We start from the raw sequence: 12,475 nt of genomic DNA, 5'->3' as shown, positions 1-12,475 counted from the left end.
GCTAACAGATCGTCGACCGGTCCCGGTCGACGTCGCTTCATCGAGACGGAGAGTTGCATTCCGTGGTTTCATCGAAAAACAACAGTCGAGTACGCGCCGCATTGACAGTGGGAGTGCTGGCGTTCGGACTCGTCGCAGGGCCTTCGATGCAGGCCGGTGCCGACCCCGTCATCACCAATCCGACCGAGGCACTCGACAAGCTGGGTGAGCTCTCCCGGGTATCCGAGCAGACCAACGAAGCGCTGCACAACGCGCAGATCGATCTCGACGCGAAGCTGGGCGTCGCGAACGATGCGGACGCGCGATCGGCAGCCGATCAAGGCCTTCTCGACGCGGCTTCGGCACGCGTCGCCGAGTTCGCTCCGGCGGTAAACCGCATTGCCACAGCCAATTACCAGGGTGCGCGGACCAATCGCCTCTTCGCTTTGATGGTGAGCGATTCGCCGCAGCAGTTGCTCGACCAGATGTCCGCGCTCGACGTGATCTCCAACGACGCCGCAGTGCAGGTCTCCCAGTTCAACCAAGCTACTGCCGATGCGCGTGCTGCCTCGGAAGCGTCGAAGCGATCGGCCGAAGAGGCTCGCACCGCCGCCGATCAAGCCCGTGCACTCAGTGACGACTTGCAGCGCAAGCAGAGTGAACTGCAGACGCAGATCGCCGATGTGACCAAGGCATTCCAGAACCTCACCGATGCCGAGCGTAACCAACTGAGCGGTACGCCTTTCCCGCCGGACGTCGATCTCAGCAAAATTCTAGCTAACTTGACGCCAGGTTCTGGCGCCGCGGCGCTCCAGGCAGGCCTGACCCGTATCGGTGATCCGTACGTCTGGGGCGCAACCGGCCCGAACGAGTTCGACTGCTCAGGTCTGGTGGTCTGGGCCTACAAGCAGATCGGGAAGTCTCTGCCCCGTTCGAGCCAAGCGCAGGCGCAGGGCGGTGTTCCGGTCTCGAGGGACCAACTACAGCCCGGTGACGTCGTGACTTTCTACAGCGACAACTCGCATGTCGGTATCTACGCCGGCGACGGAAACATTCTGCATGCGTCGACGTTCGGCGTACCGGTAAAGGTTCAGTCGATGGCAGGCATGGAGTTTTCCACTGCGCGTCGTTACTGACGGCTTGCTACGTCCGGGCGACGTGTGGCCAGCCGCCGTGAAGCGTCGAGTCGAGTTCTCCTACACTCGGCACCGTGCCGACTGAACCGATGACGACGCCCGACGTCGGCGCAGATCGAAAACGCCGTTGGGAGTACCCAGCTCTCGTGGCACTCGGTGTTGCCGTGGTGCTCGTTCTCGGATTGACGATCTTCCTGACGAACAGGTCCGATTCCGACGAAAATGCAGCCAGCGAACAGGATGCCGAACGAACCGCTCAGGTACAGGCCTTTCTCGATGCCTGGGCTGCGGCGCAGATGTCCGACGATCCGTCAGGGCTGGCGAAGTTCGTCGACGATGCCGCCGCACCCGGTGTGCTCGAAGCGGAAATTCGACGAGCCACCGCAGCGGGAGCGCTCGACTTCTCCGACTGGGGATACGAGATTCCCAGCGGCGGCCTGACTCCGGCGCCGCGAACCGGTGCGCCGGACGGAGACGTCGAAGTATGGAATGCGCAAGTCCTGTTGCGGTACGCCCTCGACGGCGTCGATGCGTTACCCACTCGCAAGGGCGTGTCCATGACGCTGGCGAAACGCGCTGATCAGTGGTCGGTTCTTGCTGACGGGGCGATCGTCGGGCTGGACGGAGCCCGAACGACGGGCGAATCCTGGAACGGCCCTTGGGACTTCGGCCCGCTGGCCGTCGCCGAAAATTCTGCGGGTAACGCGCTGGTGATCGGGCATCCGGGTCAGCAGGCGTTTGTCGATGCCTTGGCGTCCGATGTGGACTCGGCCATCGAGAACACGACGCAATTGTGGGGTCCATGGTGGTCCGAGCGAGCGGTGCTCATGGTGGCTGGGTCGGCGGAGGAATTCACCGCGCTGGTCGGCTCCCATCACGACGGCGCTTCGATTGCCGCAGTGTCGGTCGCGGATGCGACGGCGGACGGGTCTTCCGACGTGAGCGGCCAGCGGGTGGTTTTCTCGCCTGCCGCGGCTTCGAGGTTGACCGACATCACCAGGCGAACGGTGTTGCGCCACGAACTCATGCACATAGCCGCCCGATCGAAAACCCGTGACGGGTCACCGATGTGGGTGTTGGAAGGGTTCGCCGAATACGCGGGCAACCGCGGCTCCTCGCGGGCCTGGGGCGAGATCGCGCCGACTCTGGCAGCAGCGGTACGCGCCGGCGATACTCCTACCGAGTTTCCGGACGACACGCAGTTCGGCGGTGTACCGGTCGTGAGTTCACTGGCGTACGAATCGGCGTGGTCGATCAACGCGTACATCGCTGATCGATTCGGAGAGGCCAAGCTGACCGACCTCTTTCGGGCCCTGGCCTCCGGAAAGATGACGGCCGAAGACCTCGACTCGCGGATCAGAGCGGTGCTCGGCGTCGGAACCGAGGAACTACGAACCGGATGGGTCGACTGGACCAACAGCCATCTGGGCTGAGTAGTCGGCGGTACGGTCGTTCGCGGCTGGGTCGTTCGTAACTGCGAGGTGACCTTGTCACGTCTCCACGAACCGGGTGCCCTACGGTGGACGGATGCGCCGGACCCTCTTGGTGACCAATGATTTTCCTCCCCGCCCCGGAGGTATCCAGTCTTATCTCCACACGTTCGCAGGGCATCTGCCGGCGGACAAGTTGGTGGTGTACGCGCCGCGGTGGCGGGGCGACTCCCACAAGAAGTTCGACGCGGCACAGCCTTTCGAGGTCGTTCGGCACCCGACGACGCTGATGCTGCCCTCGCCTTTTGTCGCTCGTCGGGCCGCGAAGCTGGTCAAGAAGCACGACTGTGAGTCGGTCTGGTTCGGTGCGGCGGCGCCGTTGGCATTGTTGGCGCCGGTTGTTCGGCGCGCGGGAGCGAGCCGAGTGATCGCTAGTACCCACGGCCATGAGGTCGGATGGTCGATGATTCCCGGTGCGCGGCAGTCGTTGCGCGTGATCGGTGATCACACGGATGCTGTGACGTTTGTCAGCAAGTACACCCGTGGACGGTTCTCGGCGGCTTTCGGCCCGCAAGCGGCACTCGAGCACTTGCCGTCGGGCGTCGACACGTCGGTATTCCACCCGGACTCGGTCGCCCGCGCAGAACTGCGCAAGCGATATGGGCTGGGGGAGCGGCCCACGATCTTGTGCTTGTCGCGGCTCGTGCCCCGCAAGGGCCAGGACATGCTCATCAAGGCGCTTCCGGCCATTCGCAAGAGCATCGACGGGGCGGTACTGGTGATAGTCGGCGGTGGGCCCTACGAAGACCACCTCCGTCAACTGGCGCGTAAAACCGGGATGGACGATCACGTCGTCTTCACCGGCACGGTGCCCGCCGCGGAGTTGTCGGCTCACCACACGATTGCCGACGTGTTTGCGATGCCGTGTCGTACGCGAGGCGCCGGCTTGGACGTCGAAGGATTGGGAATCGTCTACCTCGAGGCTTCGGCGACCGGCGTTCCAGTCATCGCCGGGCGCAGTGGTGGCGCTCCGGAAACGGTGCAGCAGAACAAGACCGGGCTCGTGGTCGACGGCACCTCGGTTCGTGACGTGGCCGAATCGGTGATCGAGGTTCTGTCCGATCGTGATCGAGCGGCCGCGATGGGAGCAGCCGGCCGGGCGTGGGTTGCCGAAGAATGGAAGTGGGACACGCTCGCTTCGAAGCTGCGTAATCTCCTCGGCTGAGCTACTGCGGACTCGAACGCCAACGGCCCGCACCGAATTCGGTGCGGGCCGTTCACTGCGGCGGAGACCTAACTGTCGAAAAACTACTTGGCGTAGATCTTTTCGATGTCCGCGGCAAAGCTCTCGTGCACGACGTTGCGCTTGAGCTTCATCGTGGGCGTGAGTTCGCCTGTGTCCTCGGAGAAGTCGACCGGAAGAATGCGGAACTTCTTGATCGCCTCGGCGTGTGAGACGAGCTTGTTGGCCTCGTCGATGGCGTCCTGGATTTCACCGACCAGTTCGCCGTCCGAGACCAGGTCGGCAGCTGTGGTTCCCGCGGCCTTGTTGTTGCGCTCGTTCCAGGCGGGGAGAGCCTCGGCGTCGATGGTGATGAGAGCGCCGATGAAGGGCTTCTGGTCGCCGACCACGATGGCCTGGCTGATCAGCGGATGGGCACGAAGGGAATCTTCGAGCTGAGCGGGAGAGACGTTCTTGCCGCCTGCCGTGACGATGATTTCCTTCTTGCGTCCGGTGATGGTGATGTAGCCGTCCTTGTCGACGGTGCCCAGGTCGCCGGTGTGGAACCAGCCGTCCTCGATCGACTCGGCGGTCGCCTTCTCGTTGCGCCAGTAACCGGTGAAGACCACGGGTCCCGAGAGGAGGATCTCGCCGTCTTCGGCAACGCGAACGGAGTTGCCGGCCAAGGGCTTTCCGACGGAGCCGACCTTCTGGGCGCCGATGGTGTTGACGGCGAACGCTGCGGTGGTTTCGGTCAGTCCGTAGCCCTCGTAGATCGTGACGCCGATACCTCGGAAGAAGTGGCCGAGTCGAGCGCCGAGAGGTGCGCCACCGGAAATGGCCAGCTGGCACTGTCCGCCGAGTGCAGCGCGCAGCTTCGAGTAGACGAGCTTGTCGAAGAGGGCGTGCTTGGCTTTGAGGACGATGCCGGCGCCGCCCTTGTCCTGGGCCTCGCTCCAGGCAACCGCAGTGTCTGCGGCCGCGTCGAAGATCTTGCCCTTGCCGTCGCCGTGCGCCTTGGCACGTGCGCTGTTGTAGACCTTCTCGAATACACGCGGCACCGAGAGGATGAAGTCGGGCTTGAACTCACCGAACGTCGGAACGAGGTTCGGGATGTCGCTCGTGTGCCCCAGCGTTGCACCGGCATCGAACGACGCGATGCTCACTGCGCGAGCGAGAACGTGCGCGAGCGGCAAGAACATCAGGGTGCGAACACCGGGAGTCTTGAGCAGCGTGCCGAGGTTGGAGTCGAGGATGCCTTTCGACTCGGCAATGAGGTTGGAGTGCGTCAGCTGGCAACCCTTGGGTCGGCCTGTGGTGCCCGAGGTATAGATCAGGGTTGCGGGATCGGAGGCCTTCAGTGCAGCGACGCGGGCGCGGACGTCCTCGTCGGAGATGTCGACGCCCAGTGCTGTCAGTTCCTCGACAACACCTTTACCGCCCGCCGCGGCATCGATCTGGTAAACCGAGCGGAGCGCGGGTGCGGCTGCAGCGACGTCCTTCACGGTCGCGGCGTGCGTGTCGTTCTCGACGATGAGGTCGATTGCCTCGGAGTCCTCGAGAATCCAACGAACCTGCTCGGCTGCGGAGGTTTCGTAGATCGGAACCGTCACGCCACCGGCTGCCCAGATTGCGTAGTCGACGAGCGGCCATTCGAAGCGAGTCGCCGACATGAGGCCGACGCGGTCGCCCTGCTTGACGCCGATCGCGATGAGCCCCTTGGCGACGGCGGTCACCTGAGCGGCGAAATCGCCTGCAGTGACATCGACCCATGCGTTTCCGACTTTGCGCTTGTAGACAACCGCCGCCGGCTTCGTCTTCGCGAAGGCGAAGACCGAGTCGACCGCGGAGGCATCCTCGGGAATGGTGAACGTCTGGGGTGCGCTGAACTCAGGCACGAAATACCTCCGACACTGCGAAATACTGACGAGTAGGGTTTTCGTCTCCTACTGTAGTCGCATGTCCGACGCAGTTGTGGCCAGGCTTACAGTCTGTCCGGTATGTAGTGGTGCGACACCCCTCGACGCTTCGCCGACGCGATATGTGAAGCTACTTCGGTGAGCAGCATTCAGGTCGCAGACCAGACTTTCATCGCCGCCCCGCCCGAGCGGGTCGCCGAACTGTTGTCCTCGCGTGCGCGGTGGCGTCGCTGGTTCAGTGATATTGCGCTCGAAGTCCGGGAAGATCGTGGCCCCGCAGGATTTCGCTGGGGAGTGTCCGGTCAGCTGGTCGGCACCATGGAGGTGTGGCTCGAACCGGTCATGGACGGGACGATCGCGCACTACTTCCTGCACTGTGAGCCGGTCGGCGTATCACCGTCCGATCTGGCGACCCTCGACCTCGCCGGGATGAACCGAAAGCGTCGGGTCGACGGCAAGGTCATGTCCTTCGAGCTCAAGCGCGAACTCGAAGCAGGACGTGCCGCCGGAGTGGCACCGGCCTGATAATCGAAGCAGTGCAGGTTCTGGACTCTTGACGAAGGAAGGTAGCGCAGTCGTATGGCCGAGAAGACCAAGGGGTTGATCAGCATCGACGCCCCTGCCGACGCCGTGATGAACGTCATCGCCGATTTCGCGCAGTACCCCGAATGGGTGGCCGCGGCGAAGTCCGTCGAGGTGACGGCGCCGGGGCAGGGCGGCCGCGCGGACCGAGTACGTTTTGTCCTCGACGCGGGAATGGTGAAGGACACCTACGAACTGCAGTATTCGTGGGCGCCGGACGGTATGGCGGTGAGCTGGGAGCTGATCTCGGGTGAGATCCAGAAGTCCCAATTCGGTTCGTACACACTCGAACCCGGCCCGAATGGCACCACCTCGGTCACCTACGAGTTGACGGTCGACCTGACGATTCCGATGATCGGGCTGTTCAAGCGCAAGGCCGAGAAGATCATCACCGACACAGCTCTGAAAGAACTGAAGAAGCGAGTCGAGGGCTGAGTGCCGGAGCAACGATCGCGCGTCCAACTGTTCGTCGGTAAAGGCGGAGTAGGCACGACGACGCTTGCCGCAGCGACTGCTGTGTCGGCTGCGGCCGACGGGGCGAGAGTGCTGCTCGTGTCGATCGATCAGGCGGGTTCTCTTGCAGACGTCCTGGGCGTGCCGAATCCGCGAACGACCACATCTCTCACCGAGCGTCTCGATGTCCGGCAACTCGACACGTCAGCGCTCCTCGAGGACAAGTTCCGAGGATTGTCGGGGTTGATCGACGCTGCAGGAACTTTCGGAGCGGGAGATCACGAACACGGTTCGTCGTTCGAGGGCTTGGAACCGGAAGAGTTGACGGGATCCCTGGGCGTCCAGGACATACTCGGGCTCTCCGAGATCGTCGACTTCTCGGACAGCGGCGACTACGACCTGGTGATCGTGGACTGCCCGGCCGCAGCCGAAGCGCTGCGGATCCTCGGGTCGCCGTCGATGGTGTCGGAGTACCTCGAGCGAGTGTGGCCGCGGCACAGGCGGATGGTCGCCGTGACGGGCACGGACATGCGATTGCTGTTGCTCGTGTCCGTCATCGAACGGGTGCTCGCGTCGGTGGATCGAATCGCAGTGCATCTCACGGATCGGGAGAACACCAGCGTCCGTGTGGTGACGTCGGCGGATGGCGTGTCGGTCGCGGCGACTCGTCGGACGTTGTCAGGGCTGGCTCTCGCAGGTTTGCGAGTGGACGCGATTGTGGTCAACAACCTTGTCCCGCAGTTCAACTCGCCAGTTGCAAAGAGTGTCGACGATTCGCCAGCAGCGCAGTGGCTCGCTTCGATCCGGGCGTCACAAGAACTCGTCGTCGACGAATTTCGTGGATCAACCGATGGAATGTCCGTCACAACGGTCGAACGCGCCCGCGTCGAACCGGTAGGGTTGGCGGCTCTGGGCGAGATCGCGGCCACCTTCGAGGGTGAAACGGGCACTTTCGACACCGTCGATACCGCGGACAACATCGTGGTCTCGTTGGAGTCGGGGGCCGGAGTCGATTCGGTGTACGTGATGCGGATGTACCTTCCGCTCGTGGATCCGTCGTCGTTGTCGTTGGGCCGGGTGGAGGACGATGTGCTGGTGGGAGCAGACGGCGTACGACGCAGAGTTCGTTTGGCGTCGGTGCTGCGTCGTTGTGTCGTGAACGGGGCGGAGTTGGACGGCAGTTATCTGATCATCCGGTTCAGCCCGGATCCCGCGGTGTGGCCGGTATGAGCGAAGAGCACGAGCGCCTCGTCGCGGAATTTCGCGCGCTGGCGGATACCGTTCTGACACGGCTGGAACCGATGTTGCAGAAGGCTGCCGCAGCAACGGCCGACGTTGCGAGTGACTCGGCGTCCACGGACACGCAGCCGGTGTTCACCGGCTGCAGTTGGTGCCCGGTGTGCGCCCTCGCTGCACTGGTTCGCGGTGAGCACCACGAACTGCTGGCATTTCTCGCGGGTCAGGCAGCAGCGTTCCTTGCGTTGCTGCGCGAGATTCTCGACGAATTTCTCGGGGGGCCGTCCGGCCCGGATCGTGGACCTGACAGTGGTGCGACGACATCAGGGGCCGAGCGAACTCGGACGGCAGCATTTGTCCCGATCAACGTGACGGTCAAGGACTGACTTAGTACCCCGGGTAGAACGAACGGCTCGCGTTGAGCACAATCGACACAATGGTCACCGACGCACGAGGCACCGATACCGGGTGCGCACTCCAGCGGGCGCCGCTCGCGCGGGAATTGTCGCGATGAGCGCGCGCCGCTTGAAAGCGGTCTCCGACTCCTCCATGGACGACATCTTGACGGTCGGCATCGACGTCGGCGGGACGAGCATCAGGGCCTCCGTCGTGGACGTGGACGGACAAGTGCTCGAGATGATTCAAGCTCCGACTCCGCAGTCGGCGAGAGCTCTCGAAGACGGTCTTGATCGCGTCGTGCGAGAGTTGGTCACCAGGCACGAGGTATCGGCCGTGGGGTTGGCGGTCGCCGGGTTCATCACGTCCGATCGAAGCTCGGTACGCTTCGCGCCGCACTTGCCGTGGGTGGACGCCCCTGTCGGAAGCGACTTGAGCAAGCGACTCGGACTGCCGGTCGTTCTCGAGCACGACGCCAACGCAGCAGCATTCGCCGAACATCGATTCGGCGCGGCCGCAGGGGGCCGCAATGTCGTGATGGTGGCAATCGGGACCGGAATCGGCGGCGCGCTCCTGATCAACGGCGAGCTGTACCGGGGGAGTCACGGCGTCGCCCCCGAACTCGGCCACATCCAGGTCGTGCCAGGCGGGCGGCAATGCGCGTGTGGCAAACGTGGGTGCTGGGAGCGCTATTGCAGCGGAACGGCGCTCGTGGACACGGCAATCGAACTGCTTGCCGCCGACCCGGCCGCGTCGACGGTTCTGGCGCGTGAGGTAGCGGTGGATCCGGGTTCCCTCACCGGTCGCCGGATCGCGAACGCCGCGCAGGACGGTGACCCACTCGCGCTGGCGACCATCGCCGAGTTCACCCGTTGGCTGGCCGTCGGATTGGCGATGGTCGGCGACGTCTACGACCCCGATCTGGTGGTGATCGCCGGCGGCGTCGCAAGTTCGGCCCCACTGTTTCTCGACGACGCCCGTGAGCAGTACGCGACATTGTTGACGGGCGCGAAGCACCGCCCGCTGGCACGAATCCGTTCGGCTCAGCTGGGCGAAGCCGCGGGGATGGTCGGCGCCGCAGCCTTGGCTCGCTCGGTAGTGCCTCAGGATCTCGGTGGGGTCGACGGCGCTGGAACCACATCTGCCGGACTGTGATCGGCGCGATCCTGCAGGGGCGTGTGTAGCGGGGGTTACGGGTCGGCAGTAAGGTCGTACTCAGCGAAATTCAGTTGTGAATGGGAGGGACGCCGTGTGGTATTGGCTCTTCAAGTATGTGTTGCTGGGGCCGATTCTCTGGCTGCTCGGGCGTCCGACGGTCAAGGGTCACGAGAACATTCCGACTGACGGAGCGGCCATCCTGGCCAGTAATCACCAGGCGGTTCTGGACTCGTTCTACCTTCCGCTTCGCGTCAACCGCCGCATCACGTTCCTTGCCAAGAGCGAGTACTTCACCGGTTCCGGCCTGAAGGGCGCTTTTCAGAAGTGGTTCTTCACCGCGGTCGGTCAGGTCCCCATCGACCGAACCGGCGCGGACGCCGCGCAGGATGCGCTCAACGCCGGTCTCAAGGTTCTCGGTTCGGGCAGTCTGCTGGGTATCTACCCCGAGGGAACGCGCTCGCCTGACGGTCGCCTCTACAAGGGCAAGACCGGAATGGCGCGCCTCGCGCTCGAATCGGGTGTCAAGGTGATCCCGGTTGCGATGGTCGGTACCGACAAGATGAATCCGATCGGCTCACGGATGTGGCGCCCCGCCAAGGTCACCGTGATTGTCGGCGAACCCATCGATTTCTCCCGCTTCGAAGGCATGGGCGGAAACCGCTTCGTCGAGCGCGCTGTGACCGACGAGGTGATGTACAAGCTGATGAAACTCTCCGGCCAGGAGTACGTGGACATCTACGCGGCGAGCCTGAAAAACCAGGCGCCCACGAAACCCGAAGTTGCCGTCGACGTTTCGTCGGAAAACGGTGAGTCGGTTGTTGATCTCGTGACCTCGGCGGAGTCGAAGGAAGCCTCGAAGACCGACAAGGATTCGGTCCGGGACGCACAGGCCAGCTAGAGATTTCCCACATCTGCCGCACGCGCATTGGCTCCAGGGCCTGCGCGTGCGGCATAGTTTTCGGACGTGCGCTACTTCTACGACTGTGAATTCATCGAAGACGGTCGAACCATCGATCTCGTGTCCATCGGCGTTGTCTGCGAGGACGGCCGGGAGTACTACGCGGTCTCGACGGAGTTCGATCCCGCCCGCGCCGGTAGTTGGGTGCGCAAGAACGTGCTTCCGAAGTTGCCGCAGCCGTCGTCGCCGCTATGGAAATCACGCGAGAAGATCCGCGACGACCTACTGAAATTCTTCGTTCCGCGGCCGATGGTCGTTCCGGAACTTTGGGCGTGGGTCGCCGCCTACGACCACGTCGCGCTGTGCCAACTGTGGGGCGATATGACCGAACTACCGCAGTCGATGCCGCGCTACACCCGCGAACTGCGACAGTTCTGGGAAGACAACGGCAGTCCTGTCCTCCCGTCAGCGCCTGCCGACGCACACGACGCACTTGCCGACGCCAGGCACAACCTCGTGAAGTTCGACGCGATTTCGGCAGCACGTTCACTTCGCTGACCGAGGTTTCGGTGCGCGAGAAGTGTCCCGATTGGGCTGCGATCGAGAGCCTGTGTGACGCGCCGACGGGCGAGCGAATATCCTGTAGAGGTGAACTGGACTGTCGACGTGCCGATCGACCGCTTGCCCGAACTCCCGCCGCTGCCTGCCGGACTGCGTAAGCAGCTCGACGAGGCGCTCGCGAAGCCCGCTGCTCAGCAGCCCTCGTGGCCCGCTGACCAGGCCGCCGCCATGCGGACTGTGCTCGAGAGCGTGCCTCCCATCACGGTGGCCAGCGAAGTCGAGGCGCTGCAAGAGCGTCTCGCGCAGGTCGCGCGTGGCGAGGCATTCCTGCTCCAGGGCGGTGACTGCGCCGAGACCTTCGCGGACAACACCGAGCCGCACATCAAGGGAAACATCCGCACGTTGCTGCAGATGGCCGTCGTGCTCACCTACGGTTCCTCGATGCCGGTCGTCAAGGTCGCTCGCATCGCCGGTCAGTACGCCAAGCCGCGTTCCGCCGACATCGACTCGCTGGGTCTGAAGTCCTACCGCGGTGACATGATCAATTCGCTCGTCGCCGACGAGGCAGTCCGCGCGCACGATCCTTCACGTCTGGTGCGTGCATACGCCAACGCCAGCGCCGCGATGAACCTGGTTCGCGCACTCACCGGCGCCGGCATGGCCGACCTGCACAAGGTGCACGACTGGAACCGTGAGTTCGTCGCAGCGTCTCCCGCCGGCGCACGCTACGAGCAACTCGCTGCCGAGATCGACCGCGGCTTGCAGTTCATGAACGCGTGTGGCGTCACCGATCCGAGCCTGCACCAGGCACAGATCTTCGCCAGCCACGAGGCTCTGGTTCTGGACTACGAGCGCGCGATGCTGCGTCTCGACAACGACAGCGATCACCCCAAGCTCTACGACCTGTCGGCTCACTTCCTCTGGATCGGTGACCGCACCCGTCAGCTCGACGGCGCGCACATCGCCTTCGCCGAGTTGGTGTCCAACCCGATCGGTCTCAAGATCGGTCCGAGCACGACGCCGGAAATGGCGGTGGAATACGTCGAGCGCCTCGACCCCACCAACAAACCGGGTCGACTGACCTTGATCTCGCGCATGGGTAACGGCAAGGTCCGCGACCTGCTGCCCGCGATCATCGAGAAGGTCCAGGCCACCGGCCACCAGGTCATCTGGCAGTGCGATCCGATGCACGGCAACACGCACGAAGCCTCCACCGGATACAAGACGCGCCACTTCGACCGCATCGTCGACGAGGTTCAGGGCTTCTTCGAGGTCCACAACGGTCTCGGCACGCATCCGGGTGGCATCCACGTCGAGCTGACCGGCGAGAACGTCACCGAGTGCCTCGGCGGCGCACAGGACATCTCCGACCTCGATCTCGGCGGTCGCTACGAGACGGCGTGCGATCCGCGACTGAACACGCAGCAGTCGTTGGAGCTCGCCTTCCTCGTGGCGGAGATGCTGCGAGGCTGACACCTCGCCCGTACTGATTCGCCGGTAAACGC

General features: G+C 63.9%; 12 protein-coding genes. 11 read left to right on the top strand and 1 reads right to left on the bottom strand.

Going from position 1 to position 12,475, the window contains the following annotated elements; genetic code table 11:
* Positions 1–62: 62 nt before the first annotated feature.
* The 3 genes from ACFWEM_RS26960 to ACFWEM_RS26950 all read left to right on the top strand — a co-directional run bounded on the left by ACFWEM_RS26960 (position 63) and on the right by ACFWEM_RS26950 (position 3,770).
* Positions 63–1,115, top strand: coding sequence for a C40 family peptidase (locus ACFWEM_RS26960; RefSeq protein WP_378538842.1), 1,053 nt, complete (start codon positions 63–65; stop codon positions 1,113–1,115).
* Positions 1,116–1,189: 74 nt separating this feature from the next.
* Positions 1,190–2,548, top strand: coding sequence for a peptidase MA family metallohydrolase (locus tag ACFWEM_RS26955; RefSeq protein ID WP_378538841.1), 1,359 nt, complete (start codon positions 1,190–1,192; stop codon positions 2,546–2,548).
* A 94-nt stretch (positions 2,549–2,642) separates the two neighbouring features.
* Positions 2,643–3,770, top strand: a complete 1,128-nt coding sequence (locus ACFWEM_RS26950; protein ID WP_378538840.1) for a glycosyltransferase family 4 protein — start codon at positions 2,643–2,645, stop codon at positions 3,768–3,770.
* Positions 3,771–3,853: 83 nt separating this feature from the next.
* Here ACFWEM_RS26950 and ACFWEM_RS26945 read toward each other — a convergent pair whose 3' ends face one another.
* Positions 3,854–5,665, bottom strand: a complete 1,812-nt coding sequence (locus ACFWEM_RS26945; RefSeq protein ID WP_378538839.1) for an AMP-dependent synthetase/ligase — start codon at positions 5,663–5,665, stop codon at positions 3,854–3,856.
* Between the two features lie 159 nt (positions 5,666–5,824).
* On the opposite strand from ACFWEM_RS26945, the gene ACFWEM_RS26940 reads away from it, so the two are divergent.
* The 8 genes from ACFWEM_RS26940 to ACFWEM_RS26905 all read left to right on the top strand — a co-directional run bounded on the left by ACFWEM_RS26940 (position 5,825) and on the right by ACFWEM_RS26905 (position 12,443).
* Complete coding sequence (locus ACFWEM_RS26940; protein ID WP_378538838.1) at positions 5,825–6,211, top strand: polyketide cyclase / dehydrase and lipid transport; 387 nt, start codon at positions 5,825–5,827, stop codon at positions 6,209–6,211.
* A gap of 54 nt (positions 6,212–6,265) precedes the next feature.
* Positions 6,266–6,703: an SRPBCC family protein gene (locus ACFWEM_RS26935; RefSeq protein WP_378448008.1), complete on the top strand. Its 438-nt coding sequence runs from the start codon at positions 6,266–6,268 to the stop codon at positions 6,701–6,703.
* Positions 6,704–7,951: an ArsA family ATPase gene (locus ACFWEM_RS26930; RefSeq protein WP_378538837.1), complete on the top strand. Its 1,248-nt coding sequence runs from the start codon at positions 6,704–6,706 to the stop codon at positions 7,949–7,951.
* Complete coding sequence (locus ACFWEM_RS26925; protein ID WP_378538836.1) at positions 7,948–8,343, top strand: hypothetical protein; 396 nt, start codon at positions 7,948–7,950, stop codon at positions 8,341–8,343. The genes ACFWEM_RS26930 and ACFWEM_RS26925 overlap by 4 nt, the downstream gene beginning before the upstream one ends.
* A gap of 124 nt (positions 8,344–8,467) precedes the next feature.
* A complete protein-coding gene (locus ACFWEM_RS26920; RefSeq protein WP_051119159.1) occupies positions 8,468–9,508 on the top strand; it encodes an ROK family protein in 1,041 nt (346 codons plus the stop codon).
* A 94-nt stretch (positions 9,509–9,602) separates the two neighbouring features.
* Positions 9,603–10,409: a lysophospholipid acyltransferase family protein gene (locus tag ACFWEM_RS26915; protein ID WP_378538835.1), complete on the top strand. Its 807-nt coding sequence runs from the start codon at positions 9,603–9,605 to the stop codon at positions 10,407–10,409.
* A gap of 66 nt (positions 10,410–10,475) precedes the next feature.
* Complete coding sequence (locus ACFWEM_RS26910; RefSeq protein ID WP_378538834.1) at positions 10,476–10,967, top strand: polyadenylate-specific 3'-exoribonuclease AS; 492 nt, start codon at positions 10,476–10,478, stop codon at positions 10,965–10,967.
* A 90-nt stretch (positions 10,968–11,057) separates the two neighbouring features.
* Complete coding sequence (locus ACFWEM_RS26905) at positions 11,058–12,443, top strand: class II 3-deoxy-7-phosphoheptulonate synthase (protein ID WP_007730070.1); 1,386 nt, start codon at positions 11,058–11,060, stop codon at positions 12,441–12,443.
* Positions 12,444–12,475 lie beyond the last annotated feature (32 nt).

Source organism: Rhodococcus sp. NPDC060176 (genome assembly GCF_042728675.1).
Lineage (GTDB): Bacteria > Actinomycetota > Actinomycetes > Mycobacteriales > Mycobacteriaceae > Rhodococcus_F.
Note: the sequence above shows the minus strand (reverse complement) of the source record. Positions and strands in the feature narration are given on the sequence as shown.